This window comes from Alteromonas sp. ASW11-130 (assembly GCF_026183735.1).
Lineage (GTDB): Bacteria > Pseudomonadota > Gammaproteobacteria > Enterobacterales > Alteromonadaceae > Alteromonas.
The window spans coordinates 15029-31858 of record NZ_JAPFRE010000032.1 but is presented as its reverse complement, the minus strand read 5'-3'; the positions used below and the strand labels follow the sequence as shown (position 1 = coordinate 31858).

The window sequence follows — 16830 nt, the reverse complement described above, 5'->3', positions numbered from 1 at the left end:
TTTATGGCGTATTAAATTCGATTTTTACAAACTGGACTATTTATGTGCGAACAATTTAGATTATTTAGTGGTTTACTGGCAGGACTTCTCCTTCTTACGGGTTGCGCGTCAATGGGCGATGGCACAGTAACGGAAAAACGTCAGGCTATTTTAGATATGCAACAAGATACTATCGAGCGTTTATATAGAGAAAAGCCCGATACCCAAGCACAAGTTACTAATGCGGCGGGTTATGCGACCTTCTCAAACGCGAACATCAACCTACTGGTAGTTGCTGCAGGAACCGGTTATGGCGTAGTAAACAATAATGCCACAGGCGAAAAAACCTTTATGAATATGGCCGAAGGTGGTGTTGGTCTTGGAATCGGCGCAAAAGACTATCGCATCGTCATTATTTTTCACTCTCAACATGCGCTAACGCACTTTGTGGAGAATGGTTGGACAGCAGGCGGAAATGCTGATGCAACCGCAAAAGCAAATAAGAGAGGAGTGTCTGCATCTAAAGAAGCCTATCTTGGGGGAGTGACAGTTTATACAATGACAGATTCAGGCATTGCCCTTCAAGCTATGGTAAAAGGAACCAAATTTTGGGTAGACAATGAGCTCAATTAACTCGCTCAATACGTTTAAATTATAATTACATCCCTGCATAATTATTCTATCGACGATCAATTATGCAGGGTGTTTTTTACCCGATTATTTTTAGATTTTCATATTTACTCATTTACTTCCGTATATCTTATACTCCACCATACCGTGATCTAGACTTAATGATGAGACGCGCCATGCTCTACCTCTGAATCTAACATGTATACGCTAAGGCCCCTTGTTTCTTACGCTACTCGCTCATCGGACAAGAGGAAGGTAATGTTTTTATTGCAGTTACAAAAATAATAAATTAAAAAAATTCTAATCTCGCTTCAAAATAGTCGGACTGCTTGTTAGGAGATTGCATTTTTCAGAAGGGATAGATATGCCTAAAGTATTAATATTTGGCAACTCAGGCTCGGGAAAGTCTACTTTGGCCAAGCAACTAGCTGTTAAAAAGAACCTAGCACACTTCGACTTGGATCAGGTCGCATGGTTACCTAAAACGCCACCGACAAGAATGCCCTTGATTGATTCAATGGAGAAGATAGGAAATTTTTTAAAAAAGAATGAAGACTGGGTTGTAGAGGGATGTTACAGCGACTTATTATCGCAAATTGCACTTCATTGTGATGAAATGATTTACTTGAACTTATCAATCCAGCAATGCGTTGAAAACGCACGAAAGCGTCCCTGGGAACCGCATAAGTATGGTTCTAAACAAGCCCAGGACGCGAATTTACCCATGCTGATCGATTGGATCAAACAATATGAAACACGGACAGATACTTTTTCAAAGCATTCCCACCTGTTGTTGTACCGTAATTATGTAGGGAACAAGAAAATGCTTACGTGTAACACGTAAGCATTGGCGGCACTTTACCAAGCAACGGCTATCTCCCGAGAACTACACAAATTCATTTCTGACAATAGCACAAAAAATTATTGCTAATTGGTTACGGTGGCAACTTAAAAGGTTTGAGAATCCGTGGGAAACAGCCCTCTATTTTACCCGAACAATTTGAAAGTAAGGCCATAACTTTCTATGCTATCGCAAATTATTTTAGCGAAAGAACGTGATTTGGGGCTCGCTAGCTTCCCAGACCAGAGCCGTTATTCTTCGCATAGTTGGGGCTCGCTAGCTTCCCAGACCAGAGCCGTTATTCTTCGCATAGGCTGATGTTAACCCCCGTCATATCGTGGAAAAACACGCTTCTATTAACTTCCATAAGAAGTTGGGAGTAAACGCTTTCGCAGACACGATAAGACGTTGTAGGCTAAGGTTATAAATCAACTCACCTAATCTTTCGATGTCTCTAACTTTTCCCTCACCACGGGTTCTAGTCGAGTTAATCCCCACTGTTTTCCTGTGGCGATAGCTGCTTCTATATCCTTGTGTTCATCACCTTCATTGAGTGCAACCAACGCGCCTACACGGTTACCGCTAGCACAATGAACCAAGATAGACTCTCCACTATGCTTTGCTAATAACATCTCCAATTTACCTGCATTATCAAGATTGATGTCTTCTGCACCTTCAACCGGTATATTGTAATAGCTCATTCCCATTGACTCGACAAACGCTTGTTCATCCCAATGCTGTTCAGCGGTAGGACGTAAATTAATGATATGTTTAACGCCCAATTCTTTCATTAATTTAAGCTGTTCTTTGTTTGGCTGGCCAGAAGAATAAACTTGAGGAACAGGATTGGTGATGTTCGAAATGTCGGACGCCAAGATTGCATTTTTATTAGTGTCAGTGGCATGCGTACTGACAATAAAACTAAGCTGCAATAACGCTATCAGTAATATTTTATGAAATGCTTTTAACATTGCTATATCCCCAGCATACTTTAATAAAGAAAAATTTATATTTGTATACGCTCTTTTACGGTTTACCGTTTTACCTCCCAATACAAAAACCGGTGGCATTCCCATTGCCACCGCCCTCCCCTGTACTAGCAGATCGCTTAGCTTTTTAAAGATTCAATCCACCGATTAATTTTTTCTTCTAAAATAGGTAACGGTAGCGCTCCTGTTTCTAATACTTCAGCATGAAATGCTTTTATATCGAACTTATTTCCCAGAGCTTCTTCTGCTTTTTCCCGTAATTCTTGAATTTTAAGTGCTCCTACCTTGTAGGCCAAAGCTTGTGATGGAATAGCAATATAGCGTTCCACTTCTGCCACGACTTCAGTGCGTGTCATTCCAGAGTTTTCAAGCATAAAGTTAATAGCCTGCTCACGCGACCAACCTTTTGCATGAATGCCCGTATCTACGACTAAACGCATTGCTCTCATTTGCTCGTCTTGCAATGTACCGTATCGGTTCCAGGGGTCATCGAAAAAGCCCATTTCATAACCAAGCGTTTCCGAATACAACGCCCACCCTTCTATATAGGCAGTATTACCACCAAAACGCATAAAAGCTGGTAACGCTTCATTTTCTTGGGCGAGACTGATTTGGAAGTGGTGGCCTGGGGCTCCCTCATGCAAATATAAAGTGACATTTCCTGTGGTTAACCTGCTTGGTAAATCATAAGCATTAAAATAAAACGTACCGGGGCGTGAACCATCTGGTGTGCCTTGTTGGTAAGAGCCCCCCGCGCTGAATTGTTCAATAGCGGGATCATAGGGTTTTATTTCCAACGACGTTTTGGGCAAAAGTGAGAAATAATCATTAATTTTTTCATCGACTTCGCGACCAATGCGGTAATAATCTTCAGTAAGTGCTTCACGGCTTTCTGGCTTAAACTGCGGATTATTACGGACATAATCAAAAAATTCATTTAAGGTGCCATCAAATTTCACTTCATCCATGATCGCCAACATTTCGCTTTTGATCCGTTTAACTTCTTTCAAACCCAACTCGTGCAAATAATCTGGTGTGAGCGGCAGTGTGGTTGTATCCTCTATCAATTGAAGATACAGTTTTTTTCCACCTTTCATATCGCTTAAACCAATCGTCTCTCGAGCAACAGGTAAATACTCATCACGTAAGAAATCACGCATACGTTCGGTCGAGTCATAAATCGCCTGTGTAGCAACTTCATACTCTTTAGTTAAGCGATCTTTGTCTTTCTGGGAAAAATTATCTGGTAGCATTTTGATGGGCCCCCAAAATTGAGATTCTTTAATTGGAATCTCTAATTGGGTATCCAGTTGCTTTATAACGCGATCAATAGTTAAGCGGGTCTCTAACACGCCGCTTTCCATCCCTTCGCGAAATCTTTCTATCGCACGTTCACTAATATCAATATAATCTTGGTGTCGAGAAAGGTTATTTTCGTAATCTTCTATTGTGTTAAAAGGGGCCGCGCCCTTCCCACTCGCGAAGGTCGGATAAAAAGTGTGGAACCCGCTAAAGTGATTGATAGGACGGACTTCTGTTAATGCTCTAATCTCTGCTGTGGCCCCCTTGAGATCATTTTGTTGGTCATATTTAAATACGTCGTACGCTAACTTATCAGTCTGATTTAGCTGACTTCTATCAATTTGTTCAAGTTTTGCCAGATTCAATAGGGTATTAGTACGCATTGCGATGTAGTGAGCATCGGTTAAATAATCCCCTAACTGATCGGCTCTGCGCATATCTCCACGGAACAATCCCATAATCGGATTTAACGCGATTTGGCGCTCGTCAGCATCGGCAAACAAATTAAACAACCGTTCATGCTCGCTATGGGCCTTTTCAGCTACGGTTTTTGATGTCTTTTTTTGTGTATCCGCCATCACAGGGAGGGCTACTTGGGCGACCACTGCAGTGCTTAAAATTAACGTTCGAATCAGGCTCACTTTTGCATTCCACTTATAGGTGATTGAAGTACATTGAAAACTTATGTTAGTCCACGCATGCAGATGTGTCGACTGAATCCTCCCCTAGTTAGTTTATTCGCTTTAAAAAATATGTATAAATTCCAATTAACTGCGTGATTTCACTACCGCGAGACAGATCTGGGCCGCCTTGATTTTGCGAAACTAGATTGTTTACTTCGATTTTTGCATAAGAGGTAGAGGGCATTAATGCATTAACATCTGATTTATTAAAGTGAAGAAGTTTGGGGGGATACTCTGGTAAATATTCTCCCTACGTACATCAATAAGTCAAAACATTACAATAACTTTCGTTGCAATTCCCATCGACGTGATGCCATCGTAGTCAAATACTCACTGAAAAGTATTATCAGGCTTTAGGTTTCTGCCCAGCTACGACAATTATAAAATAGAGGATGATGACATCGACGACTACATGAGCGCCGATATTCAAATACCAATCGCCTACGTTCAGCCGGTTTACAACTGAATAAAACACCGATGATGAGATACCTTCTGGTATAGCATATGTGTCAGACCGCATTAGAGCAACAATGTCGTGAAGCGCAGAAGAACTTCGATACAACCCAGATATACTGAATACCATAAATACAAGAGTAGTGACCGAAATACCAAGCCGTTTATTTAATGACCATGCCGTACTTCTCGAAAACACCCAGCCTACTATTGCGGAAATACCAGCCACATAGAACTGCCAGAATGTGACTATTTCAGAATGCAATTTGTAAGCGATGTCTAAGTCATTCATAAGCCGAGGCGACATAATTTTGAGGACGGACCTTGCGCGAGCGTTTGGTCCACAACGAAGGCTGTCTTTTGCCATGCTTAATCTTAGCAGGTTACATAAATTATTTATTTTCAATTGCTAAAAAGCGCAGAGGGTGGAGGGTTGGCTAGGTATTTTAATAAAAGCATGTGGAGCTGAAAAAAACCGTCATATCGAACTAATCAGTAGACTTATCTGCTTATCGACTGATGTCTTAGCGAAGTATGTCAGGTTGATAGTAGGGTATTTCAATTAGTATAGTTATACGTAATTAGCATAGTATGCCCTCGTCGAGATTAGTAAATAACACCTCTGTAAATCAAGACAAACCTGTATCTAGCCCGCCCTTACGCTGTCTGAAATAAAGGTTAAACCCACGCGATCAACCGACTACGCCCCTCTTTTACTAGCTACATTTCGTGTAACGACGATCCACGCATACGTATTCAATTAGCGAATGCCACCTGATAGTAAATTGGCTAACAGGCTTATTTGTTTTTAATGCATTTATTATTACGTTCGAGAGCATGATTTCTGACATGCTGGGAAAGTTGGGGGAAAAACGCCAGAAATATAGCTTCTAACTCTTGATAGTGACGGGAAATGTCTTCTACACTGCCTTCAAAATTATTGCTAAATCGAATACGCTTGGCGATATTATCAAGCGCTAACCCAACGCCAGCTATTGATTCATATTCTTTGAACCAGTCGTTTGTCGTTAGATGAGAGATCACATGTTGCATCCGTGGGGGCATACAAGGAATACGCTCCCTAAGTAGCGCAAAACTGTGGTGTTTAAACTTAGCTAACGGCTCAGTGTGAAATGAGTCCCAGTGTTGTATGAGAAAATGGTCGAACACCACGTCGATAGCGATACCAGCAAATCGCCTCCTTTGTGCCGCAAAGAGTCGCTTAGCCTCTTTAATAGCTGAATGATTGTCAGTAAACTTATCAACTAGATAGTGGTTTTCCAGCCCATTCCTAACCGCCGTTGGTACTTCTTCAACAAACTTCGTCCCACCAAAGTCACCCAGCAAATTTCCAAAATGAGAATCGGCATTGCGCTGGGCGAAATAGAGATGTGCCAGATAGTTCATCGCCGTGCTTACCACCCATAAAAGGTCAATAATTTACAGTATTGTGCGAACAAGTTCTGCACCAATCTAACTCTACCTACGGACTAGTATCGCCAAACAGAATTTCACGCCTATTCTACAGGGTTTCACCAAACAACTGCTCCCAAACCATCTTTTTTCTATATTGGCATCTATTCTTTTTGCCAAGCGAATTAAGTTTGCACGGTCACCCCCTAGTTACTTAGCAGCAAAAAAGCCATGGCCTTGGGGGCTTAAAAGCGCTTCTTTTACGATACGCCGCTAAAGATCGTTGATAGTAGCACGTAGATTTATTGGCTCGCGCGTTTGAATAGAGGTCTCCTGTACTTCGTTTCAAAGTAAGGTACTCGCAACACGTAATAGAGTATTAATCACAAAAACGGCCAATTGTAAGAAAGCACAGGGGGACCAAATTCACCCCAATTGTTCAAGCTCTATACGCTTACCCACTTGGCTTATCGAGCGGACGTAAGGACTGTTCAAATGTGTAGTCTCAATTATTTGTACCGGCAGTGCTATGAGCATTAGTGCCCCATAAAGGTACCGTGGAAAGACTGTGTTTGAAACTACCGGATGTTTCTTTGGTGGAATAAGCCAGATACATTAAGGTCTGATTGTCAGAGTCTAATATACGTCTAATCTTCATACTCTTAAAAAAAATGCTTTTTGACTTAGTAAATAGCACTTCGCCGTTTTTGCTTTTATCAATGCGACTAACCATTTCGATGGTAATGGGACCCGTCTGTCGACACGCAATTGAGCTGTCAGAGGGGTCAGATAAATCGAGGTTCGCTTCTATACTCGATACGTGACAAGTGACCCCTGTCACTATCGGGTCGGTAAACGCATCCAATTTAATATCTTTGGTGGTAAAAACGCCCAGCGATACGTCCCCCACTTCGTTATTATCACAGCCTGCAAGCGCGAACGTTAATGCAATGCTCAAAATTAAACGCATAGTCATCCCTCAGTATTTGAATGATTTCAATTCTGCCACATCGGAAGCGGAACAATCGTATTATTTTCCCGCAAATAAGGAATATCTAGTTAAGGACACTCCCAAGTCACATGAACCTCATTCGAGAAAAAAGTGTAAACAGTTCAGAGAAAGAGAAAGGCAATGGACTATCAACGCGCTAGTACACCAACTGGCTGCACTCTTTGTTCACTTTTCGAGAGCGTTTTTTTTCAACGTTTTCACTGGGTATGCAGCTATTATCGTGGGTCGGTTTAATTCACGATAATATTTAAACGTAAATATCTAATCGGTGTTTTCTATTACCCTGTTCGTTATCTTCAGCATCTTTATCAGCCCTGGCTTTCTCATCGCTTTCATTATCGAGATCGGACGGCTGTTCGCTCTGATTTTTATTCCCTTGTCTGCGGTCGGGAAGATGCTCTTCTATACGCTTATATTGCTCGCGCTCGGATACTTTACGCTCATTCTCGTGCACTTCTTTTTCCTGCTGACTCAACGCTTCCGTCCGTGCTTCTGCACTGACTTGCTTAACCTTTTCATCAGGTTTAATCACCGCCCTACCCTGGCGGGGGATCACAGAAAACAATAAATCATCGCTCATGGCTACACCTTTAGCTACTCGCCTTTTATACGTAAAAAAGCAGTACTCATATCATTTTGAACTAAATTAGACTCAATAGTTTCGCAAAAGAGGATAAAGAATTCGAATTATCGCTTGTCAAGTTATCCCCTTCTGGTTTATGTTATCGACAGATTTACTAAATTATTTATTTTTATACATGAATTTTTGCGCAACTAATCATCACCACCATCATTTAGCATAACCTTTCGGTTTGTGCTGGAAGGTCTATTGTTTCCTTCCAGCGGCGCAGAACACTCATTTTATTAAGCCCCTAGAAGGAAACTTCTGGGGGTTTTGTTTTTGTGCTTCAAAAACGTGAAATGAGGAAGACGACAATGAGTGAAAGTGGAAGATTACGTATTGCTGTACAAAAATCTGGGCGACTGAGCGACGAAAGCATTGCATTGCTTAAAGCCATAGGAATTAAGCTTAATATCAGAGATCGTTTGCTCATTGCTCATTCTACCAATCAACCTATTGATTTGTTGCGTGTACGCGATGATGACATCCCTGGCCTAGTGATGGACGGAGTGGTTGATCTAGGTTTTATAGGTGAAAACGAGCTGGAAGAAAAAATGCTTGAGCGAAAAGCGGCAAATAAGCCAAGCGATTTTGAGGTGCTCAGACGGCTAGATTATGGAGGATGCCGCTTATCGATTGCCGTACCGAAGGAAGCCAGCTACACCGGAATCGGATCGTTAGAGAAAAAGCGCGTCGCTACTACCTACCCTTATTTGCTGGAACGCTATTTTGTTGAACAAAAGGTTAATGCCAAAGCGGTTATGCTAACTGGCTCTGTCGAAGTCGCCCCGCGGGCGGGCGTCGCTGATGCAATATGTGACCTTGTTTCTACTGGTGCAACACTTGAAGCAAACGGTTTAATAGAAAAAGAAGTCATCTTCCGTTCAAAAGCAGTATTAATTCAACGGGCCGACAGTGAATTTTGCGATGAAAAAGTTAGCCTAATCAACCGGTTAATTCCACGAATAGATGGCGTAATGCAAGCAAAAGAAAGTAAGTACATCATGCTGCATGCCCCTAAAACATATATAGAGCAAGTGAAAAGCTTGCTGCCTGGCTCAGAAAATCCAACTATCCTACCCCTGGCTGGGAATGAGGAACTCGTCGCCGTTCACGTTGTGAGCTCTGAGAATTTGTTTTGGGAAACGATGGAAAAACTTAAGTCTTTAGGGTGTAGCTCTATTCTGGTTATGCCTATTGAGAAGATGATGGGATAAGGGTCAATGATGATTAACTGGAATACGCTTACAGCTGAACAACAAACACAAATATTGATGCGCCCCGCTTCAACTACAGCGGCCTCCGTGAGTGAAAAAGTAAAGAACATAATAAGTTCAGTAAAAGAACGTGGTGATGAGGCGGTACTTGAATTTACACGTCAATTTGATTGCAGCTCGTCCACAACGCTTAAGCTTGATGCAGAACAACTGACCAAACTCGCCGATCTTGTTCCCGAAAAAATACAAAAAGCTATTGAAATGGCATACGAAAATATCGAACGCTTTCATATTGCCCAGAAGCAAAACACAATTACAGTCGAAACTCGTCCCGGAGTAATTTGTGAGCAGCGAACCGATCCTATTGAGTCAGTGGGATTCTATATTCCTGGTGGTAGTGCGCCACTTCCCTCGACAGTACTCATGTTAGGCATCCCAGCAAGAATAGCTGGGTGCAATACAATTTCCCTGTGCACCCCTCCAAACGCTAAAGGCTTAATTGCTCCAGAAATTGCTTATGCGGCTAAACGTTGTGGTATTGAAAATATTTACCTGTGTGGTGGCGCGCAGGCTATCGCTGCCATGGCGTTCGGCACTAAGGTGATTAGTAAAGCAGGTAAGATTTTCGGCCCCGGTAATCGCTTTGTGACAGAGGCTAAACAACAAGTCAGTCAGATGGGCGACGGCGCAGCAATCGATATGCCCGCAGGCCCATCAGAGGTCTTGGTTTTAGCGGATGAGAATGCCAATCCGGCTTTTATCGCCGCGGATCTACTTTCTCAAGCCGAACACGGTGAGGACTCCCAAGCCATTTTGGTATGCTCAAGTAGAAAGATAGTTGCGCAAGTACGTGCTGAAATTAATAAACAATTGCAAACGCTTTCCCGCCAATCGATCGCGAAAGCCGCAATGAATAATGCACGCTATATTGTAACTAACTCGGTAACTGAATCGGTTAACGTGAGTAATCTATATGCGCCTGAACACCTTATTCTTCAAACTGACAATGCGCGTGATTTGCTCCCCATCATCAAAAATGCAGGTTCAATCTTTTTAGGAGCCTGGTCACCGGAATCAGCAGGCGATTATGCATCGGGGACTAATCATGTATTACCTACCTACGGATTTTCAAGAACCTATTCCAGCTTAGGTTTAAGCGACTTCGTCAGACGCTATACGGTACAGGAAATATCAAAACAAGGTTTGCAGCAGATTGGACACGCAGTCAGTGTTTTGGCGGCAGTTGAAGGGTTAGATGCGCACGAACAAGCAGTTTTGATAAGACTAAAAGCCATTGAGGAGACCTGTAAATGAGTTCACTTACCTCGAAGCTATTAAACCCTAATTTAAAAACTCTCACGCCCTATGAATCTGCACGTCGTTTATTCAGTGGAGGAACTGACTGGCTAAACGCCAATGAATCGCCGTTCTGTAATGAACTGGAGGTGGAGGTTACTGCGTACAACCGATATCCGGATTGTCAGCCACAAGGGTTGATCGACGCCTATGCGAATTATGCCCAAGTTAAAGCGGATAACGTGTTAGCCACACGCGGCGCGGACGAAGGTATAGAGCTTCTAATTCGCACTTTCTGTGAATACAACAAAGATTCCATTCTTATCTGCCCGCCTACATACGGTATGTACAAAATTAGCGCTCAAACGAGTGGAATCAACACAGTAGAGGTGCCTTTAAAGGAAGATTTTTCCCTCGATATTGAAGGGATCAAAGCAATTGATAAGGTTAATATTGTTTTTTTGTGTTCTCCGAACAACCCAACCGGAACCTTGCTAGATAAAAACGATATAACTCAGTTACTGACGCATTTTGCAGATTCAGCCTTAGTGGTATTAGACGAGGCGTATGTTGAGTTTTCTCCTCAACAGAACTGGGCCACCTTACTTGAAACCTTTCCCAACTTAGTGGTATTGCGAACACTATCAAAAGCTTTCGCTTTGGCAGGCCTCCGCTGTGGATTTACTTTGGCCAATCCAGCAATCATTCAATCGCTACTCAAGACTATTGCACCTTACCCTATCTCAGCTCCGGTAGCCCAGATTGCGCAAAAAGCATTGTCGGTAGAAGGCGTAGCACTGATGCGGGAGCAAGTTAATTACCTGGCCGAGGAGCAAACTAGGGTTCGACATATACTTTCGAACAAGGCTGGTTTTTCCTTAAAGGGAGGAACCGAAGCAAATTTCATCTTGTTTCAGTACACCTATCGCACCCAACTTATGCAATACCTTGTAGCTAATGGCATGCTAATACGTGATCAGTCGAAGCAATGTGGCCTAACAGATTGTTTACGTATGACAATTGGAAGCCGCGAACAAAACGACCGTTTTCTATTATTAATTGATAACTACCTTAATGATTCTGGAGAAGTCGCATGAGTCAGCAACCCATACTTTTTATTGATAGAGATGGCACGTTAGTAGAGGAGCCCCCTGGAGATAAGCAACTTGATCGGCTGGACAAACTGGTATTCGAACCTCATGTTATTCCGGCGCTGCTTAAACTACAAAGTGAGGGGTTCAGACTGGTAATGGTGAGTAATCAAGATGGGCTAGGCACGTCGAGCTTTCCAAAACCCGACTTCGACGCCCCGCATGACATGATGATGCAATTTTTTACAAGCCAGGGTGTTGTTTTCGATGACATATTAATTTGCCCGCATTTCGAAGAAGACAATTGTAGTTGCAGAAAGCCTCGCTTGGGTTTACTGAAAGACTATCTGCAGCAGGGCCGCGTAGACTTTTCTCGCTCTTATGTCATCGGTGATCGTGACACTGATATTCAGCTTGCCGGAAATATGGGAATCAAGGGTATACGGTATGATAGAAAGCACAATAACTGGCTGGCAATTCAAAAGCAGCTGCTTACTTCAGAACGAATAGCGCTGGTTCGCCGATCCACCAGCGAAACAGATATTCAAGTGGAAGTTAACTTAGATAGCACTGAAAAGTCATCTATTGATACTGGCGTAGGCTTTTTTGATCACATGCTGGATCAGATTGCTACCCACGGCGGTTTTGCTATGCAATTATCTGTGAAAGGAGATTTGCATATTGACGATCACCATAGTGTCGAAGACACTGCTTTAGCTTTAGGCGAGGCGCTAAGAAAAGCATTGGGGAATAAACGAGGCATAGGACGCTTTGGTTTTGCCTTACCTATGGATGAATGTCGCGCTGAATGCGTCATGGATATTTCAAGCCGTCCTTACCTCAAGTTCAACGCGAGCTTCACCCGGGATCAAGTGGGTAGCATGGCAACAGAGATGGTAGAGCACTTCTTCTACTCTCTTGCCCAGAGTATGGGATTATCGCTTCACCTCAGCACTACCGAGGGTAATGCGCATCATCAAGTTGAGAGCTTGTTTAAGGTGTTTGGACGGGCACTGCGACAGGCCATCACCCGTCAAGGCAACGACTTACCTAGTAGTAAGGGAGCCTTATAATGCAGCAAAAGGTAGTTATTATTAATACCGGGTGTGCCAATATTTCATCAGTCCGTATAGCTCTTGAGCGATTAGGCAGTAGCGTATTGGTGACCGACGATGCAAACCTAATTCAGCGCGCAGACAAAGTGCTATTACCCGGAGTGGGGAGCGCTGGCGCTGCAATGCGAAGTATCGGGCAAAAAGATTTAATCCACACCGTTCAGCAACTTTCGCAGCCTGTCCTGGGTGTATGTCTTGGGATGCAATTAATGGTTGAACACTCACACGAAAGCAAAACGGGTTCCGTTGCTTGTTTAAATCTTATCCCTGGAGAAGTGGTGCGCATGCAAGTTAACGAGCAACGCCTTCCTCACATGGGATGGAATACCGTTTCTACCGCGGCATCTAATGCATTATTTCAAGGTATACCCGATAAAACGTATTTTTATTTTGTACATAGCTTTTGTGTACAGTTGTCCTCTTTCACCGTGGCCTGCTGCGAGTATGCGCGCCCGTTTTCAGCCGCACTAATGAAAGATAACTTTTATGGAGTGCAATTTCACCCTGAGCGATCTGGTGAAGCGGGCGCGCAATTACTAAGGAACTTTTTAACCCTATGATTATTCCAGCAATCGATTTAATTGAAGGTGAAGTTGTAAGGCTCTATCAAGGAGATTACCAACAAAAAACCGCCTACAGGATGTCCCCCTTGGAAGCGCTTAATCGCTATGCGGATGACGGTGCTCAGTGGTTACATATTGTTGATTTAACAGGAGCGAAAGATACCACCAAACGTCAACTGTCTTTGATAAAGCAAATGACGGCAACGAATCGCATGAAATTTCAGGCAGGTGGGGGAGTTAGGACTCAGTATGATGTAGAACAACTATTACAAAGTGGAGTGGATCGGGTAGTAATCGGATCGTTAGCCGTTAAACAACCAGAAAAAGTTAAAAGTTGGTTGAAGCGATACGGCAGTGAGCAAATTGTGTTAGCCCTTGATATCAATATAGATGAACAAAACCGAAAATGGCTGGCAGTAAACGGTTGGGAAAAAAATTCTGGAATTCACCTGGAGTCTTTGCTTAATAGCTACTTAGACGCTGGCATCAAACATGTTTTATGTACCGATATAAGCCGGGATGGCACACTCTCAGGTTCAAATATTGAGCTCTACACCCAATTATCTCGGCAATATCCGAGCATTGAATGGCAAGCTTCAGGTGGTATAGGCTCGTTGCAGGATATTGAGGCATTAAAACCAGCGAAGGTAGCTGGCGTTATCCTTGGAAAGGCGTTATTAGAAGGTAATTTTGCGGTTAAGGAGGCTATTGAATGTTGGCAAAACGCATCATCCCTTGCTTAGATGTTCGTGATGGCAAAGTAGTAAAAGGTGTTCAGTTTCGTAATCACGAAATAATGGGTGATATCGTTCCGCTGGCTGAACTTTATGCTTCAGCGGGGGCGGATGAACTGGTCTTCTATGATATAACCGCCAGCTCTGACGCCCGTACGGTCGACAAAAGCTGGGTAAGTCGTATCGCTGAAGTCATCGATATTCCGTTTTGTGTGGCGGGAGGCATCAAATCTGTACAGGAGGCCGGCCATATTTTAGCAATGGGTGCCGATAAAATTTCTATCAACTCCCCTGCTCTTACTAACCCAGAACTTATAAATCAACTGCATGACGAATTCGGGCAGCAATGCATTGTGATTGGTATAGACAGCTTTTTCAATGAAAATACGCAGAAGTACGAAGTTTACAAATTTACCGGCGATGCAACCCGCACACAGCAAACCCATTGGCACACACTTGAGTGGGTTCAAGAGGTGCAACTGCGCGGAGCAGGCGAAATTGTACTAAATTGCATGAACCAGGACGGGGTGCGCCAAGGTTATGACATAACACAGCTAAAAGCGGTACGTAAAGTATGCGCTGTCCCTTTAATAGCGTCAGGTGGCGCGGGGAATGTTTCGCATTTCGAAGAGGTATTTAATCAAGCTGACGTCGATGGCGCGCTAGCTGCATCTGTGTTTCATAAAGATATAATTCAAATAAGCGAATTAAAACAGGCATTAGCCGAGGCGGGAGTAGTTATGCGCACCCCCTATATTAAGACGGAGAGTTAAATGACACTCAATATTGATGACATCGATAAGTTAGCGTGGAAAAAGATGGATGGTTTACTCCCCGTTATTGTGCAAAACGGTAATTCTGCTCAACTACTCATGCAAGGTTATATGAACGAAGAAGCACTTCGACATACGCTAAGGTCGGGTAAGGTAACCTTCTTCAGCCGTTCGAAAAACCGTTTATGGATGAAAGGAGAGATATCTGGGCATACCCTGGATCTTATTGAAGCCAATGCAGATTGCGATAATGATGCCATACTAATATTAGCAAAACCTAACGGCCCCACCTGTCATACCGGTGCAAAAAGTTGTTGGTTTAATAGCTCGTTACCTGACTATTCGTTCTTATCTGAATTAGAGCAGCTTATTACAGCGCGGAAAAGCGATGGTGATGAAACCAGTTACACCGCCTCACTTTACCAGCAAGGGATAAAAAGAATAGCTCAAAAAGTGGGAGAGGAAGGTGTTGAAACTGCTTTAGCGGCCGCCACAGGCGATATTGACGAGTTGAAAAACGAAGCCGCTGATTTGCTTTACCACTTAATGGTACTCCTGCATGCATCTGATTGTTCTATGGCAGATGTGATTGATGTGTTAAGAAAGCGGCATGCTGACACGAATGCCTAACGGGACATTTAATCTTTGTATTTATACCTGTGGTCGCAAAATTGTAGATTTAACGCTTTGACGGCCTATTTTATATTAGACACTTTTAAAGCTAAAGGATGGACAAATGCGTTCAATTAATAGGTTATGGCAAGCTAACTGGTCGTTTATTCTGTTCATTGGATTAATGTTTGTATTCAGAAGCAGTATCGCCGACTGGTATCACGTGCCCTCAGGCTCAATGGAGCCTAACCTGATAGCTGGAGACCGCATCTTTGTAGACAAAACCGCCTACGCGCTGGAAGTACCTTTCACTGATATAAAGATTTTTACCACCGGTAAGGTTCAGCGGGGCGATATTGTCACTATAAACAGTTCGGCGGCTGATGAGCACTTGGTTAAACGAGTTATTGGCGTGCCCGGCGATAATATCGGCATGATTGACAACAGGCTTTACATTAACGATCAGCCGGTTCGATACGAAAGGTTGTCGGGAGCAATGCGCAATGAAAACCTTGACCCGTTAACGCACACTATAAAGGTCAGTGCAGACACTCACCCACTTTCCACTTTTGCCCCAGTCACAGTGCCTAAAGGCCACGTTCTGGTTCTAGGAGACAATCGAAATAAAAGTGCCGATTCCCGGGTCCACGGCTTTGTCCCAATCGAAGAGTTGCAGGGTAAGGCATTACGGATAGTGGCATCGTTAGATAAAACGAATTACTGGCTACCACGGAAAGACCGCTGGCTTAAACCATTAATTTAGTGCCGCTCGTGGTATTTTATTTCGCCATAATGATTGATTACCTTTGGGAAAGGAGAATATATTCAATGCAGTACAGCGATGAAAGAATGCAATAGCGTTTCTTATTGATGTGACGAAAAGTAGAAGTTTTACTCTTTTTGCACATAGGCGCAGCTTTATCCACTTTTGACCTGCGCCATTTTCGCCCGATTAAGGCCAAGCAACCTCCCCCTATTTAGCTCGCTATTAAAAATGGTAAACGATTATTTAAGTGAGCCTCATTGATGCGGCGCACGATTAATTATTCATCTTGTAATAAGAAAACCGGGCCACTGCCTTTTTTCGCGGCTTGGTCTTCTGGGTTGTATAACGGACACCGTTGCATCGACAAGCAGCCACATCCTATACAGCCCGTAAGCGAATCTCGTAGTTTTTCCAACATTGTAATTCTCTCATTCAGTTGTTTTTGCCAGTGCTTGGCCAGCTTCTCCCATTGAGCGTGATTTGGGGCGCCAAACTTTGGCAAAGACTGAAATACTGACTTAACCTCTTCCAGTGAAATCCCTAATTGTTGAGCAACTCTAATCAAACTGACACGGCGAATTGTATCGCGCCCATAACGACGCTGGTTTCCAGTGTTTCGAGTACTACTTATTAACCCTTTACGCTCGTAAAAGTGAAGGGCCGATACATTCACCCCGCACCTTTTCGCTATATCACCTACCGATAAATTTTCCATAAAACACCATTGACCTAAACCTTA

General features: G+C 43.1%; 18 protein-coding genes and 1 other annotated feature. Of the genes, 11 read left to right on the top strand and 7 right to left on the bottom strand.

Annotated elements, in window-relative coordinates; translation table 11 throughout:
- Window positions 1–42 precede the first annotated feature (42 nt).
- Together OPS28_RS12020 and OPS28_RS12015 are read left to right on the top strand one after the other, a co-directional pair.
- Window positions 43–612, top strand: coding sequence for a YSC84-related protein (locus OPS28_RS12020; protein ID WP_265609710.1), 570 nt, complete (start codon window positions 43–45; stop codon window positions 610–612).
- 361 nt (window positions 613–973) lie between these two features.
- Window positions 974–1453: an AAA family ATPase gene (locus OPS28_RS12015; RefSeq protein WP_265609709.1), complete on the top strand. Its 480-nt coding sequence runs from the start codon at window positions 974–976 to the stop codon at window positions 1451–1453.
- 434 nt (window positions 1454–1887) lie between these two features.
- Here OPS28_RS12015 and OPS28_RS12010 read toward each other — a convergent pair whose 3' ends face one another.
- The 6 genes from OPS28_RS12010 to OPS28_RS11985 all read right to left on the bottom strand — a co-directional run bounded on the left by OPS28_RS12010 (window position 1888) and on the right by OPS28_RS11985 (window position 7882).
- Window positions 1888–2421: a protein tyrosine phosphatase family protein gene (locus OPS28_RS12010; protein ID WP_265609708.1), complete on the bottom strand. Its 534-nt coding sequence runs from the start codon at window positions 2419–2421 to the stop codon at window positions 1888–1890.
- 137 nt (window positions 2422–2558) lie between these two features.
- Window positions 2559–4382 carry a DUF885 domain-containing protein gene (locus tag OPS28_RS12005; RefSeq protein WP_265609707.1) on the bottom strand — a complete coding sequence of 608 codons (1824 nt, stop codon included), beginning with the start codon at window positions 4380–4382 and terminating at the stop codon, window positions 2559–2561.
- A 388-nt stretch (window positions 4383–4770) separates the two neighbouring features.
- Window positions 4771–5244, bottom strand: a complete 474-nt coding sequence (locus tag OPS28_RS12000; protein ID WP_265609706.1) for a hypothetical protein — start codon at window positions 5242–5244, stop codon at window positions 4771–4773.
- 431 nt (window positions 5245–5675) lie between these two features.
- Window positions 5676–6284 (bottom strand): acyl carrier protein phosphodiesterase, encoded by a 609-nt coding sequence (locus OPS28_RS11995; protein ID WP_265609705.1) that lies wholly within the window; start codon window positions 6282–6284, stop codon window positions 5676–5678.
- Window positions 6285–6795: 511 nt separating this feature from the next.
- A complete protein-coding gene (locus OPS28_RS11990) occupies window positions 6796–7260 on the bottom strand; it encodes a CreA family protein (protein ID WP_265609704.1) in 465 nt (154 codons plus the stop codon).
- A gap of 289 nt (window positions 7261–7549) precedes the next feature.
- Complete coding sequence (locus OPS28_RS11985) at window positions 7550–7882, bottom strand: hypothetical protein (protein ID WP_265609703.1); 333 nt, start codon at window positions 7880–7882, stop codon at window positions 7550–7552.
- A 198-nt stretch (window positions 7883–8080) separates the two neighbouring features.
- Window positions 8081–8204: a sequence feature (His leader region), on the top strand.
- Window positions 8205–8238: 34 nt separating this feature from the next.
- Between OPS28_RS11985 and hisG the strand changes: the two genes are divergently transcribed.
- From hisG to lepB, 9 genes are all read left to right on the top strand, one after another.
- Window positions 8239–9141: an ATP phosphoribosyltransferase gene (gene hisG, locus OPS28_RS11980; RefSeq protein WP_265609702.1), complete on the top strand. Its 903-nt coding sequence runs from the start codon at window positions 8239–8241 to the stop codon at window positions 9139–9141.
- 9 nt (window positions 9142–9150) lie between these two features.
- Window positions 9151–10455, top strand: coding sequence for a histidinol dehydrogenase (gene hisD / locus OPS28_RS11975; RefSeq protein WP_265609774.1), 1305 nt, complete (start codon window positions 9151–9153; stop codon window positions 10453–10455).
- Window positions 10452–11534: a histidinol-phosphate transaminase gene (gene hisC, locus OPS28_RS11970; protein ID WP_265609701.1), complete on the top strand. Its 1083-nt coding sequence runs from the start codon at window positions 10452–10454 to the stop codon at window positions 11532–11534. The genes hisD and hisC overlap by 4 nt, the downstream gene beginning before the upstream one ends.
- Entirely contained in the window at window positions 11531–12601 is a 1071-nt protein-coding gene (gene hisB / locus OPS28_RS11965; RefSeq protein WP_265609700.1) for a bifunctional histidinol-phosphatase/imidazoleglycerol-phosphate dehydratase HisB, read from the top strand. Before hisC ends, hisB begins: the two co-directional genes overlap by 4 nt.
- Window positions 12601–13203: an imidazole glycerol phosphate synthase subunit HisH gene (hisH, locus tag OPS28_RS11960; protein ID WP_265609699.1), complete on the top strand. Its 603-nt coding sequence runs from the start codon at window positions 12601–12603 to the stop codon at window positions 13201–13203. Before hisB ends, hisH begins: the two co-directional genes overlap by 1 nt.
- Window positions 13200–13949 carry a 1-(5-phosphoribosyl)-5-[(5-phosphoribosylamino)methylideneamino]imidazole-4-carboxamide isomerase gene (hisA, locus tag OPS28_RS11955; RefSeq protein WP_265609698.1) on the top strand — a complete coding sequence of 250 codons (750 nt, stop codon included), beginning with the start codon at window positions 13200–13202 and terminating at the stop codon, window positions 13947–13949. Before hisH ends, hisA begins: the two co-directional genes overlap by 4 nt.
- Window positions 13919–14713 carry an imidazole glycerol phosphate synthase subunit HisF gene (hisF, locus tag OPS28_RS11950; protein ID WP_265609697.1) on the top strand — a complete coding sequence of 265 codons (795 nt, stop codon included), beginning with the start codon at window positions 13919–13921 and terminating at the stop codon, window positions 14711–14713. The genes hisA and hisF overlap by 31 nt, the downstream gene beginning before the upstream one ends.
- Complete coding sequence (gene hisIE / locus OPS28_RS11945; protein WP_265609696.1) at window positions 14714–15343, top strand: bifunctional phosphoribosyl-AMP cyclohydrolase/phosphoribosyl-ATP diphosphatase HisIE; 630 nt, start codon at window positions 14714–14716, stop codon at window positions 15341–15343.
- A gap of 106 nt (window positions 15344–15449) precedes the next feature.
- Window positions 15450–16088: a signal peptidase I gene (gene lepB, locus OPS28_RS11940; protein ID WP_265609695.1), complete on the top strand. Its 639-nt coding sequence runs from the start codon at window positions 15450–15452 to the stop codon at window positions 16086–16088.
- A 280-nt stretch (window positions 16089–16368) separates the two neighbouring features.
- Here the strand turns inward: lepB and soxR are convergent, their stop codons facing one another.
- Window positions 16369–16806, bottom strand: a complete 438-nt coding sequence (gene soxR / locus OPS28_RS11935; RefSeq protein WP_265609694.1) for a redox-sensitive transcriptional activator SoxR — start codon at window positions 16804–16806, stop codon at window positions 16369–16371.
- Between the last annotated feature and the right edge of the window lie 24 nt (window positions 16807–16830).